Annotated in this window: 15 protein-coding genes; 13 read left to right on the forward strand and 2 right to left on the reverse strand. The window is 71.7% G+C overall.

All coding sequences use genetic code 11. The annotated features are described in order from the left end of the window. Window positions 1–14 precede the first annotated feature (14 nt). The 10 genes from AB0M70_RS11570 to AB0M70_RS11615 all read left to right on the forward strand — a co-directional run bounded on the left by AB0M70_RS11570 (window position 15) and on the right by AB0M70_RS11615 (window position 8,859). Window positions 15–1,226, forward strand: a complete 1,212-nt coding sequence (locus AB0M70_RS11570) for a pyridoxal phosphate-dependent aminotransferase (RefSeq protein WP_365818948.1) — start codon at window positions 15–17, stop codon at window positions 1,224–1,226. 35 nt (window positions 1,227–1,261) lie between these two features. Then, window positions 1,262–1,870: a C39 family peptidase gene (locus AB0M70_RS11575; protein ID WP_365818950.1), complete on the forward strand. Its 609-nt coding sequence runs from the start codon at window positions 1,262–1,264 to the stop codon at window positions 1,868–1,870. Window positions 1,871–1,905: 35 nt separating this feature from the next. Continuing rightward, window positions 1,906–3,132 carry an FAD-dependent monooxygenase gene (locus AB0M70_RS11580; protein ID WP_365819787.1) on the forward strand — a complete coding sequence of 409 codons (1,227 nt, stop codon included), beginning with the start codon at window positions 1,906–1,908 and terminating at the stop codon, window positions 3,130–3,132. A gap of 102 nt (window positions 3,133–3,234) precedes the next feature. Next, a complete protein-coding gene (locus tag AB0M70_RS11585; protein WP_365818952.1) occupies window positions 3,235–4,551 on the forward strand; it encodes a VWA domain-containing protein in 1,317 nt (438 codons plus the stop codon). Next, the gene (locus tag AB0M70_RS11590) at window positions 4,551–5,345 is read left to right on the forward strand and encodes a hypothetical protein (protein WP_365818954.1); all 795 of its coding nucleotides are present in this window, start codon (window positions 4,551–4,553) and stop codon (window positions 5,343–5,345) included. The genes AB0M70_RS11585 and AB0M70_RS11590 overlap by 1 nt, the downstream gene beginning before the upstream one ends. Window positions 5,346–5,434: 89 nt before the next feature. After that, the gene (locus AB0M70_RS11595) at window positions 5,435–6,028 is read left to right on the forward strand and encodes a histidine phosphatase family protein (RefSeq protein WP_365818956.1); all 594 of its coding nucleotides are present in this window, start codon (window positions 5,435–5,437) and stop codon (window positions 6,026–6,028) included. Between the two features lie 67 nt (window positions 6,029–6,095). Then, window positions 6,096–6,680 (forward strand): TerD family protein, encoded by a 585-nt coding sequence (locus AB0M70_RS11600; RefSeq protein WP_363209647.1) that lies wholly within the window; start codon window positions 6,096–6,098, stop codon window positions 6,678–6,680. 76 nt (window positions 6,681–6,756) lie between these two features. Continuing rightward, the gene (locus tag AB0M70_RS11605; RefSeq protein ID WP_365818958.1) at window positions 6,757–7,662 is read left to right on the forward strand and encodes a TIGR03619 family F420-dependent LLM class oxidoreductase; all 906 of its coding nucleotides are present in this window, start codon (window positions 6,757–6,759) and stop codon (window positions 7,660–7,662) included. A 97-nt stretch (window positions 7,663–7,759) separates the two neighbouring features. After that, window positions 7,760–8,410 carry a hypothetical protein gene (locus tag AB0M70_RS11610; protein ID WP_365818960.1) on the forward strand — a complete coding sequence of 217 codons (651 nt, stop codon included), beginning with the start codon at window positions 7,760–7,762 and terminating at the stop codon, window positions 8,408–8,410. A gap of 26 nt (window positions 8,411–8,436) precedes the next feature. After that, window positions 8,437–8,859 (forward strand): acyl-CoA thioesterase, encoded by a 423-nt coding sequence (locus AB0M70_RS11615; RefSeq protein WP_365818962.1) that lies wholly within the window; start codon window positions 8,437–8,439, stop codon window positions 8,857–8,859. A 35-nt stretch (window positions 8,860–8,894) separates the two neighbouring features. Here the strand turns inward: AB0M70_RS11615 and AB0M70_RS11620 are convergent, their stop codons facing one another. Further along, window positions 8,895–9,290 (reverse strand): helix-turn-helix domain-containing protein, encoded by a 396-nt coding sequence (locus AB0M70_RS11620; protein WP_365818964.1) that lies wholly within the window; start codon window positions 9,288–9,290, stop codon window positions 8,895–8,897. Between the two features lie 90 nt (window positions 9,291–9,380). Here AB0M70_RS11620 and AB0M70_RS11625 point away from each other — a divergent pair, with 90 nt between their 5' ends. Both AB0M70_RS11625 and AB0M70_RS11630 read left to right on the forward strand, forming a co-directional pair. Further along, window positions 9,381–10,868, forward strand: a complete 1,488-nt coding sequence (locus tag AB0M70_RS11625; RefSeq protein ID WP_365818966.1) for an MFS transporter — start codon at window positions 9,381–9,383, stop codon at window positions 10,866–10,868. 120 nt (window positions 10,869–10,988) lie between these two features. Then, complete coding sequence (locus AB0M70_RS11630) at window positions 10,989–11,921, forward strand: hypothetical protein (RefSeq protein WP_365818968.1); 933 nt, start codon at window positions 10,989–10,991, stop codon at window positions 11,919–11,921. On the opposite strand, the gene AB0M70_RS11635 is transcribed toward AB0M70_RS11630, so the two are convergent. Next, complete coding sequence (locus AB0M70_RS11635) at window positions 11,896–13,314, reverse strand: MATE family efflux transporter (protein WP_365818970.1); 1,419 nt, start codon at window positions 13,312–13,314, stop codon at window positions 11,896–11,898. The genes AB0M70_RS11630 and AB0M70_RS11635 overlap by 26 nt on opposite strands. A 120-nt stretch (window positions 13,315–13,434) precedes the next feature. On the opposite strand from AB0M70_RS11635, the gene AB0M70_RS11640 reads away from it, so the two are divergent. After that, window positions 13,435–13,968 (forward strand): PadR family transcriptional regulator, encoded by a 534-nt coding sequence (locus tag AB0M70_RS11640; protein WP_365818972.1) that lies wholly within the window; start codon window positions 13,435–13,437, stop codon window positions 13,966–13,968. Window positions 13,969–13,974 lie beyond the last annotated feature (6 nt).

A 13,974-nucleotide genomic window follows, 5' to 3' on the forward strand; every position in this document is an offset into this window, starting at 1 on the left:
GGGAGGCACAGCGCATGGAGTTCCGGCAGTCCAGCAAGCTCAGCGAGGTCTGTTACGAGATCCGGGGTCCGGTCATCGAGCACGCCAACGCCCTGGAGGAGGCGGGCCACAGCGTCCTGCGCCTGAACACCGGCAACCCCGCGCTCTTCGGCTTCGAGGCGCCCGAGGAGATCGTCCAGGACATGATCCGGATGCTGCCCCAGGCGCACGGTTACACGGACTCGCGCGGCGTCCTCTCGGCCCGCCGCGCCGTCGCCCAGCGCTACCAGGCGCTCGGCCTCGACGAGGTCTCCGTGGACGACGTCTTCCTCGGCAACGGCGTCTCCGAGCTGGTCACCATGGCCGTACAGGCGCTCCTGGAGGACGGCGACGAAGTCCTCATCCCCGCCCCGGACTTCCCGCTGTGGACCGCCGTGACGACCCTCTCCGGGGGCAAGGCCGTCCACTACACATGTGACGAGTCCGCGGACTGGTATCCCGACCTGGACGACATGGCGTCGAAGATCACCGACCGGACCAAGGCCGTCGTGATCATCAACCCGAACAACCCCACGGGCGCGGTGTACCCGAAGGAGATCCTGGAGGGCATCCTCGACCTCGCGCGCCGCCACGGCCTGATGGTGTTCGCCGACGAGATCTACGACCAGATCCTGTACGACGACGCCGTGCACCACAGCGTCGCCGCGCTCGCCCCCGACCTCGTCGTGCTGACCTTCTGCGGGCTCTCCAAGACCTACCGCGTGGCGGGCTTCCGCTCGGGCTGGCTGGTCGTCACGGGCCCGCAGCAGCACGCGAAGAGCTACCTGGAGGGCCTGACGATGCTCGCCTCCATGCGGCTGTGCCCCAACGCCCCCGCCCAGTACGCCATCCAGGCCGCGCTCGGCGGGCGGCAGTCCATCCGCGAGCTCACCGTCCCGGGCGGCAGGCTGTACGAGCAGCGCGACATGGCGTGGCGGAAGCTGAACGAGATCCCCGGTGTCTCGTGCGTGAAGCCCAAGGGCGCGCTGTACGCCTTCGCGCGCCTCGACCCCAAGGTCCACGCCATCCACGACGACGAGAAGTTCGTCCTCGACCTGCTGCTCCAGGAGAAGATCCAGGTCGTCCAGGGCACGGGCTTCAACTGGCCGCGCCCCGACCACTTCCGTATCCTGACGCTCCCTTACGCTGACGACCTCGACGCGGCGATCAGCCGCATCGGCCGCTTCCTCAGCGGCTACCGCCAGTGATGTGACCGGTGACGCCACCGGACGACGGGGGTCGTGTGTCTCTCTGCTCAGCCTGCCGGGTCCCTTCTCTGACCCAGTTCGCCTCGCCCGATCTCGTCGGGCCCATCGTGTACGACGGGTTCGACCGAGCGGCCGACCCCGCCTGGGCGGAGTCGGGCGCCGGCACCCTCGACGACTACGCGCGCTGGTGCGGCCATCTGTGCGGCCTGACCTGCCTGCGGATGGCGCTCGGCCCGTCCGCGCCCTCGCTCTTCGAGCTGCGGGACGGCGCGCTGAAGTACGGCGCGTACACGCAGGACGCCGACGGCACGATCCGCGGGCTGATCTACGCCCCGTTCGCGGAGTACGTGCGCGACGTGCACGGCGTCAACGCCACGGTCCACCGGCACCTCACGGTGGACGAGATCACCGGCCTGCTCGACGAGGGCCACTCGGTCATGGTCTCGGTGCACTACGAGATCCGCCGCCCGCACCGGCCGTCGCCCGGCCGGGGCGGTCACCTGGTGCTGGTCACGGGGCGTTCCGCGGACGGCGGCCTGCATCTGCACAACCCGTCGGGGATCGACGCCGGGACACGGACGGCGGACCTGTCACTTTCGGACTTCGCACCGTTCTTCGCCGGCCGTGGGGTGTCCCTGCCCTGACAGGGGGTCATTCCTGCTGCCAGGATGGCGCGATGATGCGTGGAGGCAGGGTCGCCGTCGTGGGCGGGAGCATCGCCGGATGCGCCGCCGCACTCGCCGCGTACCGCGGTGGCGCCGCGGAGATCACCGTGTACGAGCGGGCGGCGGAGCGCCTGGCGGACCGCGGGGTCGGGCTCGCGGTGCACAACTCCCGTTACGCGGAGCTGGATTCCGCCGGGTACCTGGACGCGGACATGCCGTGGGTGCAGCTGGAGCGGCGCCGCTGGTATGTGCGGGACGGGTCGGCGGCGGGGCCGCTCGGGCACGAGATCGGGGCGATGCCGTTCGCCTTCCGTACGTACAACTGGGGTCCGCTGTGGCGTGAGTTGCGCGGCCGCGTGCCCGCTTCCGTGACCTTCCGCGCGGGCGTGGCGGTGGACGAGGTGCGACCCGGCGCGGAGGGTGCCGAGGTGGTCGGCGCGGAGGGCACGGAGCGGTTCGACCTCGTGATCGGTGCCGACGGCTATCGCTCCGTGGTCCGTGCGAGGGTGTTCGCCGGCGTACGTCCCGCCTACGCCGGCTACCTCGCCTGGCGCGGCGCCTTCCCGGCCGACCGGCTGCCGGACCCGGAGCTGTGGGCCCAGGAGGACTGCGCGTACGTCGTCTTCCCCGGCGGCCATGTCATCGTCTACCGCATCCCCGACGGGGAGGGCGGCCACCGCGTCAACTGGGTCCTCTACACGACACCGCCCCCGGGCCTCGACCTCGGACTCGGCGTCGACCTGCGGCTCACCGCCCCCACCAGCCTGCCGCCCGGCGGGCTCACGGAGGCGCTCGCCTCGCATCTCACGTACGTGTGCGACGAGTTGCTGCCTCCCTACTGGGGCGACCTCATCCGTACGACCACCCCCGACGAGCTCTTCCTCCAGCCGATGTACGACTACACGGCGCCCCGCTACACCAGGGGCCGCGTGCTCCTGACGGGCGACGCGGCCACCGTCGCCCGGCCGCACACCGGGGCGGGCGCGGTCAAGGCGCTGCAGGACGCGACGGTCCTGGAGTCCGCCTTCGCCACCGCCACGACCTGGGCGGACGCACTCGACACGTACGACACCGACCGCAGCGTCGCCGGTGCGGCGATGGTCGATCTGGGGCGGCGTCTCGGCCGCGCGCTCGTCGAGGAGACACCCGCGTGGCACACGATGGACCAGACGGCCCTGGAGACGTGGTGGAAGCAGGCCGACGGGGGCGGGGCGTTCGGGGGCCGTGAGCTGAGGCGCTGAACCGGGGCCCGCTGCAGCCAGCCGGGGCTCGGGCCGAGGCGGTGAAGGGTCATACCCACCCGCCGGTTTGGGTATGCACGCCAAGATCAATAAGATCCGGCGATGATCACAAGACATCGGTCGGCGGCCGGGGCCCTCGCCCTGCTCGCCGCCTTGACCGCCGGGCTCGGCACGGCGGGCCCCGCCGCCGCCTCCTCCGACGGTGACGACGAACCCGCGCAGCCCTCACCCAAGGTCGAGCTCGTCCTCGACGTCAGCGGCTCGATGCGTGCCCGCGACATCGACGGCAAGTCCCGGATGGCGGCGGCGAAGCAGGCGTTCAACGAGGTGCTCGACGCCACGCCGGACGAAGTGCAGCTCGGCATACGCACGTTGGGCGCCAACTACCACGGCGACGACCGCAAGACGGGGTGCAAGGACACCGAGCTCCTCTACCCGGTGGCGGAGCTGGACCGCGCGGGGCGCACCGACGCGAAGACCGCGGTGGCCACGCTCGCGCCCACCGGCTGGACGCCGATCGGCCCCACGCTCCTGAAGGCCGCCGACGACCTCAAGGACGACAACGAGGAGCGCAGCCGCCGGATCGTCCTCATCTCGGACGGCGAGGACACCTGCCAGCCGCTCGACCCCTGCGAGGTGGCCCGCAAGATCTCCGCCGAGGGCATCCATCTCACCGTCGACACGCTGGGCCTGGTGCCGGACGCCAAGACCCGCGACCAGTTGAGCTGCATCGCGGAGGCCACCGGCGGGACGTACACGTCGGTGCGGCACACCGATGAACTCTCCGGCCGCGTCAAGCAGTTGGTGGACCGCGCCGCGGACCCCGTCGCCACTCCGGTGGCCACCGAGGGCGCCGCGCAGTGCACCGACGCCCCCCAGCTGAAGGCCGGTGTCTACACCGACCGCGAGAAGTTCGGCGAGCACCGCTGGTACCGCGTCGACGTCAGGCCCGGCCAGGAGCTGCGCGCCTCCGTCAGCGTCGGCGCCGACCGCGCGGTGAACAAGGACTACGGGGTGCTGTTGCGGGCCTCGACCGTGCACGGCCGCGAGATCGTGCGGGGTTCCGAGGCGGGTGACGGGCGTACGGACGTGATCTCGACCGGCCTGCGCTATCCGAAGCCGGAGTCGGACGACGACGAGGGCGCGGGTGACGACGACGGCGAGCCCGCCGCCGAGACCGTGTGTCTTCAGGTCAGCAACTCCTACTCGGCGCCCTCCTCCGTGAAGACGACCCCGGGACTGCCCGTGGAGCTCGCCGTCGACCTGGTGGACGCGCCCGACGAGGCCTCGGACGTGGCGTCCTTCGGCCTGGGCAACGGCTGGTGGCTGCTCGGCGTGCTGATCCTCACCGGCTTCGTCGCCGGTCTGGTCTGGGGCTGGCTCTCGCGCTGGCGCTTCGCGGTCTGGAGGACCAACTGATGCGTACGACACGCGTGTTGAGCCGGGCCGGCGTGCTGGCCGGTGCCGCCCTGCTCGCCCTGGCCGGGACGGCGGGCGCGGCGTACGCCGCGGGCCCCGACGACGGGGACGACAAGCCCGCCGCACCCACCGAGGCCGGTACGTCCTTCCGCACGGCGACGCCGATCCAGAGGGACCAGGAGGCGACGGCGGAGGCGTCCACCGGCGACTACCTGTACTGGGCGTTCCCCGCCGACATCGGACAGCGCCCCACCGTGCACGCCACGGTGAAGCTCCCCGATGACGCCGCGAGGCACGGCGACTCCACCTGGCAGGTCGACGTGTACGACGGGCTGCGGCGCCGCCAGGCGTGCCGGTTCGGCGCGCAGACGAAGACGGTCGCGCAGGACGCCGCCACGGTCGAGCTGTCCTGCACGCTGCGCACCGTGCGCGCGTCGGCCGAGCCGTGGGCCAACGACCCGCTGCCCGGCACGTACTACGCGCGCCTGACCGTCACCGGCCTCAAGGCGGACGACCTGGGTCTTCCGATGCGGGCCGCGACGAAGGTGACGTCGAGCGACGCGGGCGGTGCGCAGGCGGTGGACGGCTCGCTGGCGAAGCCCTTGGTGCCGGGCATCGGCACCGACAGGGCGGCGGAGTCCAGTGAGCCGGAGGACGGCTGGGCGTCGGCCTGGTGGTCGTCCCGCTGGCTGTGGACCGCGGGCGGCGGCGTGCTCGGCGCCCTCGCGGGCATCGGGGGCTACTGCCTGACGCGCGGGTCGGGCCGCCCGGCACGCGTACCTGCGGGGATCTAGTCTCGAGGGTGGCCGGACCGGCCCTTCGCCGGTCCTGCCACCCTCGACAGACCCTTCGTAGACCCCCGAAAGACAGGAAGTTCCGCACCATGGGTGACCTGCTCCTCGTCCGGCACGGCGAGACCGAGTGGTCGATGAACGGCCGGCACACCAGCTGGACGGACATCCCGCTCACCGAGAACGGCAGGGACCAGGCGCGGGGGCTTGCACCGCTGGTGGGGCGGTTCCGGATCGGGGCGGCGTTCACGAGCCCCCTGACGCGGGCCAGGGAGACGGCGGAGCTCGCGGGGTTCCCGGACGCCCGGGTGGACCCCGACCTGGGCGAGTGGGACTACGGGGCGTACGAGGGGGTCACGACGGTGGAGATCCACCGCACCCGCCCCGACTGGTATCTGTTCACGGACGGAGTGGCCCCGGGCCCCGCCGAGCACCCCGGTGAGACCCCGGAGCAGATCGGCGAGCGGGCCGACCGGATGCTGGCCAAGGTCGACGCGGCGCTGGCCAACTACGAGAGCAGCGTGGTCCTCTTCGCGCACTCCCACTTCCTGCGCGTGCTGACGGCGCGCCGCCTCGGACTGCCGGTGTCGGGCGGCGCGTTGTTCCAGTTGGCGACGGGGACGGTCTGCCGTCTCAGCACGGAGCACGGCCGCCCAGTGGTGGCGAGCTGGAACATTCGTCCGTAAAACCAGGCACACTCTGTCCCATAAAGCTCTCTCACCACAGCTCTCTCACCACCAAGAAGGATCGCGAATGATCACGCTCAAGAAGGAAGACGGACCTGCGGACCTGGGCGGCGTGACCCGTCTGTCCATAGGTGTGTCGTGGGACCCCACCGTCGGCAGCAGCGGTGGAGTGCTGGGCAAGCTCCGGCAGAAGGCCGGCACCGACCTCGACCTGATCGCCATCGCGATGGCGGGGGCGGACCCGGTGCGGCTCGCCGGTCTCGACTCGCTCGACCCGCTGGGCAACGGCTCGCTGGTGCACAGCGGCGACAACCAGACCGGCAAGGGTGACGGCGACGACGAGACGGTGACCGTCGAGTTCGAGCGCGTGCCGGACAACATCACGTCCATCGTGTTCGTCGCCGCCGCGTACAAGAAGCGCAGCGCCTTCCAGAACGCGCGCAACATCAGCTTCAAGGTGTACGACGCCACGGGCGGCAGCACCCAGCAGGTCGCCGACATCTGGCCGAGCCTGCTCACGAACGACAACGGCTGCGCCGTGGCCAAGGCGGTCCGCGAAGGCGGTGCCTGGAAGCTCCAGGTCATCAACGAGACCGGCAAGATCAAGCAGGGCGACGAGCAGGCCCTGATGCGCTTCGCCATGAGCAAGTAGCACCGGTCCGGGCCGGCCGGTCTCGCCGGCCGGCCCGGTTCGACACGCACCCCGAAGATCATCAAGACTTGCCGCCATGCGATACGGCGTGAATCTCCTCAACTTCGGCTCCGGCACCACCCCCGACTCCCTCGTCCGCCAGGCGACCGACGCCCGTGACCTCGGGTTCGGCCTTGCGATGATCTCCGACCACATCACGGTCACCCCCGACGTGCACGCGGTCTATCCGGCCCCCTTCTACGACCAGTTCGTGCTCGCCGCGCATCTCGCCGGCCGCGTACCGGGGCTGCGGCTCGGCACGACGATCACCGTGATCCCCTACCGCCACCCGCTCCAGACCGCCCGCCTCGCCGCCAACATCGACCAGCTCAACGAAGCGGGCTTCATCCTCGGCGCCGGTGTCGGCTGGTCCCGCGCCGAGTACGAGGCCCTCGGCGTTCCCTTCGAGGAGCGCGGCGCCCTCACCGACGAGTACCTCACCGCGATACGCGCCGCGTGGGCCGAGGAGACGACCTCGTTCGAGGGCCGATACGTCGCCTACGAGGACATCCGCAACGCCCCTGCCCCGGCGACGCACCTGCCCGTCTGGGTCGGCGGCAACTCCCCCGCCGCCCAGCGCCGCGCGGCCCGCCTCGGCGAGGGCTGGCACCCGTTCATGCCGACCCTCGACCTCCTGCGGACGGCGCTGCCCCGCATCGCGGCGGAGGCCGAGGCCGCCGGGCGCCCCACGCCCGACCTCGTGCCCCGCCTCCAGCTCAAGCTCACCGCGCAACCCGACACGGCCGACCGCCCCCTCGGGCACGGCAGCCTTGACCAGCTCCGGGCCGACCTGGAGACGCTGGCCGAGCTCGGCGCCACGGACGTGCTGCTCGACACCTACCCGGGCACGCCCGACGAGCGCGGCAGCGCCGACGACGACCGGCGCACGCTCGAACTCGTCGTCGACAAGGTGGTCGACCCCGCCACGGGAACCCTTCGCTGAGTCGGCAGGCCGCCGACACCCGCTGTCCGGCGGCCGTTGTCAGTGGCGCGAGGCACTATCGGAACCAGGCAGCAGGACCTGGGGAAGAGGTGGACGCATGACGAAGCCGCCGACAGCCGCGCAGCGGCGCATCATCGAGGCCGCCGACCCGGCGACGGGACGGCTGACGGGAAGCGAGGCACAGCTGGCGGGACTCGTGCGCCACCGCCTCGCCTTCCGGCACCCCCGTCCGCCGCACGCCTACTTCCTGACGCCCACGGGCCACCGCCTGCGGGAAGGCGTACAGGCACCCGCAGCCGAGGCCCCCGGCCCTCCCCCGGACGCCCCCGCTCCGTCCGGCCTCTTCGCCGCCCGCACCGGCGCCGAGCCCGCGCCGCCACCCACCGAAAGACCGGCGGCCCGCGCACGCGACGTACGCAGCGCCTGGGAGGGCCTCCTGGAGATGCGTCGCATGACCAACCCGGACAGCGCGCGGGACCGCCCCTGCGCCTGGGAGCGGACGCATCTGGTGCAGGCCGCCGCGCTCGCCCTGGAAGCCGCGGGATGCCGCCCCGGGGCCGGCGGCTATCGGGTGGACGCGACCCCACAGCCCGAGGCCGTCGCCGTCCACGAGGCGTCGCCGGAGGGCCTGCGCACCTGTGCGGGCGTCCTGGAGGCGGCGGGCTGGCAGGTCAGCGAACACGCCGAGCGGGCCGGTGGCACGCGCTATCTCCTCGCCTCGCCCCGAAGAGGCCGGGCATCGAAGTGACCGTGAGAACCGTCGAAGGGAATGTCGTGTCGGAGCCGTTTTCCGTGAGCATCAGCGTCCGTGGGTACGAGACGGACGCGCAGGGCCATCTGAACCAGGCCGTCTTCCTGCAGTACGCCGAGCACGCCCGCTGGTCCGTCCTGCGCGCGGCCGGGATCGAGCAGGCCGATCTGCTCGCCAAGGGGGTGGGCCCCGTCGCCCTGGAGAACACCATCCGCTACTTCAGCGAGCTGCGCGCGGGCGACGAGGTGGAGGTGACCTGCGCGTTCATCTGGGGCGAGCGCAAGACGTTCCGCATCGAGCAGCACGTCCGCAAGGCGGACGGCACCAAGGCCGCCGAGGTGCAGTCCGTCGGCGGCCTGTTGGACCTGAACGAACGGCGGATGGTGGCCGATCCGCGCGAGTACTTCAGGGCGCTGGCGGACGATCCGAGCGTGATCGGCCTCTGAGCGGCGTTCGGCCCCGCGGCCGTCCGAGGCGGGGGTCAGGCCTCCACCAGCCCCCGCTTCTCGTCGTAGTCCGCGCGTGACCGCGCGATCGTCACGCGGTGCCGCTCGGCCCAGCCCGTCAGGGTCAGCAGCGTGCCGTGCAACTCCTGGGCGACCGGAGTCAGTTCATACTCGACCTTCGGCGGGACCGTCGGATGCACCGTGCGTGTGAGCAGGCCGTCGCGCTCCAGATTCCGCAGGGTCAGCGTCAGCATGCGGCGGCTGATGCCCTCGATGCTGCGCTCCAGTTCCGTGAAGCGGATGGGGCCGTGGGCCGCCGCGACCAGGATCGGGATGCTCCATTTCCCCACCACCCTGTCAAGAACTTCGCGCAGCGGGCACGCCTGCGCGTTCACGACCTGCGCCGTAACACCGGTGTTCCCTTGGGACATTGAAGTTCCTCCTTCTCCCGGCCTCCATGGTCACGCACGATGAGCCCCGTTACAAGTCGTGCACCTATGCAGCTCATGGAGGTTTTCCTCATGTCCGAGGCCAGAGTTCAGGAACCATCCACCCCCTCACGTTCCCGCCGGGCGTCGCTCGCCGTGCTGTCCTCGGGCCTCTTGATGACGATCATCGACGGCAACATCGTCACCGTCGCCATGCCGGCCATCCAGAGCGATCTCGGCTTCTCGGCACCGGGCCTGGCCTGGGTGGTGAACGCCTACCTCATCGCCTTCGGCGGCCTGCTGCTGCTCGCCGGACGGCTCGGTGATCTCGTCGGCCGCAAGCGGATGTTCGTCTCGGGGCTCGCCGTGTTCACCGCGGCGTCCGTGCTGTGCGGGGTCGCCACCGACCAGGGCCTGCTCATCGCGGCACGCGCCGTGCAGGGGGTCGGCGGGGCGATGACCTCGGCCGTTGTGCTCGGCATGCTGGTGGCGCTCTTCCCGGAGCCGCGTGAACAGGCCAGGGCCATCGCGGTGTTCAGCGCGGTCGGCGCCGCGGGCGGCGCGCTCGGCACGTTTCTGGGCGGCGCGCTCACCGAGACCCTCACCTGGCACTGGATCTTCCTGATCAACCTGCCGGTCGGGGTCGTCGCACTCGTGGCCGCGGTACGCGTCCTGCCGGCCGACCGCGGCACGGGCCTGGCCGGGGGCGCCGACTACCCGGGCGCGGCGCTCGTCACCGGCGCCCTGATGCTCACCGTCTACACCATCGTCGGCTCCGCGGAGCACGGGACGCCCGCCACGCTCGCGCTCGCCGCCCTCTCCCTCGCCCTGTTCGCCGCGTTCACCGTGCGCCAGCACCACGCGGCCCGCCCCCTGTTGCGCCTGCGTGTCTTCCGCTCCCGCGCCCTGACGGGCGCCAACGCCGTGCAGATCCTGATGATCGCGGGCATGTACGGCTTCCAGTACATCGGCGCGCTCTACTTCCAACGCGTCCTTGGCTACGGGGAGTTGCAGACCGGCTTCGCGTTCCTGCCCGCGCCCGTCGCCATCGGTGTCCTGATGGTGGGCCTGTCCGCCCGGCTGATCGGCCGCTTCGGACCGTACCGCTCGCTGCTCGCCGGGCTCGTCCTCATCACGGCCGGCCTCGCGCTTCTGGGCCGTCTGCCCGCCGAGGGTTCGTACTTGGTCGACGTGCTCCCCGCGATGCTGCTGCTCGGCGCCGGGTTCGCGGCGGCGATGCCCGCCGTGACGGGGCTCGCGATGTCCGGGGCGCGCGAGGAGGACGCGGGTCTTGCCTCCGGGCTCTTCAACACCACGCAGGTGGTGGGCGGTTCACTGGGTCTTGCCGTGCTGACCACACTGGCGGCCGGACGCACGGAGGACCTGCTCGCGGACGGCGGGCAGACCGTGGCGGCCACGGCCGACGGCTACCGCCTCGCCTTCTGGGTGGCCACGGGCATCGCGGCGGCGGGCCTCGCCCTGGCGGCGGCGCTGCTGCGGCCCGGACGCGGGACCACGGCCGCGGTCGGGGCCGTCGGACGCGAGCAGGAGCCGGAACACCGCGAGCCCACGACGGCGTGAACCGTCCGCTGGTTAGACCGATCCAGGTACTTCCCTTGCCTCACGGTCGGCCGGGCCATTACGGTCCGGCAAGCCGTGAAAATCTACGCGCGTCGCACACCGAGCGAGAGGTCCCTGACCATGCGTAAGACCCTTCTGACCGCAATGACCGCACTGGGCGCGGGAGTTGCCATGGTGTTCGGCACCGGCCTGTCCGCGGCGCAGCCGGAGGCCGGCCGGTGGCACCAGATCGGGGACGACGTGAAGTCCGGCATCAGCGGCCTCACCGTCACCTACCGTTCGGGTGATGATCTTCGCGCCCTCGTCGTGCGCGACAACAAGCGGCCCGGCGAGAACCGCATCGCGGAGGTGACCCACCGCGTCGGCCGTCCCGCCGAGGTCGCGGCGATCACCTGGCAGGACGGCATCGAGCCGGTGGACCTGGAGGCGGTCGACGCGGTGCCGGGCACGACCGACGAGTTCGTGGCCGTCGCCAGCCGCGGGATCGCCTACCACGTCAAGCTGACCGACGCCGGGGAGGCCGCGAAGGTCCTCGACATCACGCCGCTGCCCGCGATCGGCGCCGGCGACAACTTCGAGAGCTTCACCCTGACCGAACGGAACGGGAAGATGGCTGCGGTCTGGGCGGACCGTGGCGAGGGCGAGGAGCGCCCCGCGACGCTGTACGCGGCCCCGTTCTCGATCAGCTCCTACGGTGACTCGGAGTTCGGCGAGGTACAGAAGGCGACGCTCCGTGCGCCGTATCCGAAGGGGGACGTGCGCCACGCCTCGGACATCGAGGTGACCAAGTCGGGGCGGCTGCTGGTCAGTTCGGCGTCCGACGCCGGTGACGACGGCCCCTTCGACTCCGCCGTGAGCGACGCGGGCAGCCTTGCCGTCACCTCCGAGGGAGAGGTGAGGCTGTCGGTCTCCGCGTCACCCGAACTCCTGGACACGTTCGAGGGCTACAAGATCGAGGGGCTGCAGTGCGTCCCCGGCTCCGACCTCGCGGCCCTCGGCACGGACGACGAGAACGCGGGCGGCTCCCTCACCACGCGCCGCCTCTGCGACTGACCCCGGCACCGCCCGACCGCGTCTCGCGCCGTACGGGCCGTTCCGGAGCCGTACGCCCCGCACGCCGGTAGAGCCGCCCGACCGCCGCGCACTGCACGGCCATGGACACCGCCATGGCCAGGCAGACACCCGGCAGCCCCAGCCCCACCAGGGCATGGGCGAGGCCCAGTTGCACCACCACCCCGCATCCCGTGATGCGGGCGAGGGCCGGACTCCCGCCGCTGCCCTCGAACACCCCGCCCAGCGCGATGAAGCAGGCCAGCAGCACCAAGTACGGCCCCAGACAACGCAGATAGAGCGCCCCCGCGTCGGCCACCGCGCCCTCGGCCCCGAACGCCCGCATGATCCATGGCCCGGCGGCGAGCAGCAGCAGTGCGGCTCCGATCCCCAACGCCCCAGCGACGAAAACCGCTTGACGCCCGACGGCCCGCCGCTCGTCCCTGCCGGTACCCAGCAGATGGGCGGTGTGAAGGGCCGCGGCCTGGCGCACGGAGTAGAAGGCCATCGTCGCCAGATACATCGCCTTGGTCGCGATGCCGTACGCGGCGACTTCACCGACGCCGATCCTGGCCACGACCGCGGTCAGGGCGAGCGCGCCGGTCATGCGGAGCACGAAGTCGGCGGACATCGGCAGCCCTGTCGCCACCGTGGCGCGCGCGTCGCCGACCAGGCGCCTCACGCGGCGCAGCACGGTCCGCCGATCGCGGCCCGCCTGCGGCTGATCGCACGATCCTCCGCGCATGCGGCGGCGCAGAGCCACGAGGCCGCAGATCAGAGCGGTCGTCCGGCCAATGACCGTGGCGATCGCCGCTCCTCGCACCCCGAGTCCGAGCCCGAGGATGAACAGCGGGTCCAGGACGAGGATCAGGCCGTTGGCCAGCAGGGAGAGGCGCATCGGAGTGCGGGTGTCGCCCGCCCCCTTGAGGATTCCGTCCACGACATGCGTGGCGAAGTAGATGGCCATGCCCGGCAGCGCGATCGCGAAGTAGCCGGTCGTCAGGGCGAGCGCGTTCCCGTCACCGCCGCCGAGGACCAGCCGGGCCAGCGGCTCCCGGCACACGTAGCCGCCGACGGCCACGACCGGTGTGATCAGCGCCCACAGCGCCCAGCCGCCGCGCACCGCGGACCGTATCCCGGCGTGGTCCCGCGCCCCCCTGGCCCGCGCGACCAGGACCGTCGTACCGGACCCGGCCATGAGGATGACGCCGAGCAGCAGGTTCTCGACGTTCGTGGCGACGGCCACCGCGGCGACCGCGGCTCCGCCGAGCCGGGCCACCCAGACCATGTTGATGATCCCGGCCAGGACCCCGGCGAGCAGCTCGAAGTAGACCGGGTACGCGAGGGCGACCAGCCTGCGCCGGTGGTCCATCGGTGGTGATGCCGCGCCTGCCATCCATCCCCCTCTTTCCGCTGTACCTCTAATCGAGGTACAGCGGAAAGAGATAGCATCAACCGTGCGGCTGGACAAGGGCGCACCCGGCGACAGGCACGTACACGGAAAGGGCTCAACTCAATGCTGGAGCTGTCGATCCTGGGGTTTCTCCACGAGGAGGCCCTGAGCGGCTACGACCTCAAGTCCCGCATCCAGGGCCTCAGCGGCCACATCCGCCCGGTGAGCGACGGCGCGCTCTATCCGGCGATCACGCGCCTGGTCAAGGCGGGCCTCGTCGAGCAGCGCACCGAGCCGGGCAAGAGCGCCGCGCCGCGCCGCATCCTCTCCCTCACCGAGGCGGGACGCGGTGAACTCCTCGCCAGGCTCCGCGCCCCCAAGGACGCCGAGATCACCGACGGGCAGCGCTTCTTCACCCTGCTCGCGTTCCTGCGCCACCTCCCGGACCCGGCCGAGCAGGCAGCCGTGCTCCGCCGCCGCCAGGCCTTCCTCGACACACCGGCGAGCTTCTTCTACCGCGACGGAAAGCCGGTGGCGGCGGAGGAGACACCCGACCTCTTCCGTCAGGGCATGCTCCGGATCGCGCGCGCCACCGGCACGGAGGAGAAGAAGTGGCTGACCGAGGCCATCGGCGCCCTGGAGGACGGGCGCCGATGAGGGGGC

The organism is Streptomyces sp. NPDC051214 (assembly GCF_040682375.1).
Lineage (GTDB): Bacteria > Actinomycetota > Actinomycetes > Streptomycetales > Streptomycetaceae > Streptomyces.

Excerpts from the sequence above, each read along its gene's own strand:
- AB0M70_RS11570 (WP_365818948.1), top strand. The coding sequence starts at position 15 with ATGGAGTTCCGGCAGTCCAGCAAGCTCAGCGAGGTCTGTTACGAGATC.
- AB0M70_RS11580 (WP_365819787.1), top strand. The coding sequence starts at position 1,906 with ATGCGTGGAGGCAGGGTCGCCGTCGTGGGCGGGAGCATCGCCGGATGC.
- AB0M70_RS11585 (WP_365818952.1), top strand. The coding sequence starts at position 3,235 with ATGATCACAAGACATCGGTCGGCGGCCGGGGCCCTCGCCCTGCTCGCC.
- AB0M70_RS11590 (WP_365818954.1), top strand. The coding sequence starts at position 4,551 with ATGCGTACGACACGCGTGTTGAGCCGGGCCGGCGTGCTGGCCGGTGCC.
- AB0M70_RS11595 (WP_365818956.1), top strand. The coding sequence starts at position 5,435 with ATGGGTGACCTGCTCCTCGTCCGGCACGGCGAGACCGAGTGGTCGATG.
- AB0M70_RS11600 (WP_363209647.1), top strand. The coding sequence starts at position 6,096 with ATGATCACGCTCAAGAAGGAAGACGGACCTGCGGACCTGGGCGGCGTG.
- AB0M70_RS11605 (WP_365818958.1), top strand. The coding sequence starts at position 6,757 with ATGCGATACGGCGTGAATCTCCTCAACTTCGGCTCCGGCACCACCCCC.
- AB0M70_RS11610 (WP_365818960.1), top strand. The coding sequence starts at position 7,760 with ATGACGAAGCCGCCGACAGCCGCGCAGCGGCGCATCATCGAGGCCGCC.
- AB0M70_RS11620 (WP_365818964.1), bottom strand. The coding sequence starts at position 9,290 with ATGTCCCAAGGGAACACCGGTGTTACGGCGCAGGTCGTGAACGCGCAG.
- AB0M70_RS11625 (WP_365818966.1), top strand. The coding sequence starts at position 9,381 with ATGTCCGAGGCCAGAGTTCAGGAACCATCCACCCCCTCACGTTCCCGC.
- AB0M70_RS11630 (WP_365818968.1), top strand. The coding sequence starts at position 10,989 with ATGCGTAAGACCCTTCTGACCGCAATGACCGCACTGGGCGCGGGAGTT.
- AB0M70_RS11635 (WP_365818970.1), bottom strand. The coding sequence starts at position 13,314 with ATGGCAGGCGCGGCATCACCACCGATGGACCACCGGCGCAGGCTGGTC.
- AB0M70_RS11640 (WP_365818972.1), top strand. The coding sequence starts at position 13,435 with ATGCTGGAGCTGTCGATCCTGGGGTTTCTCCACGAGGAGGCCCTGAGC.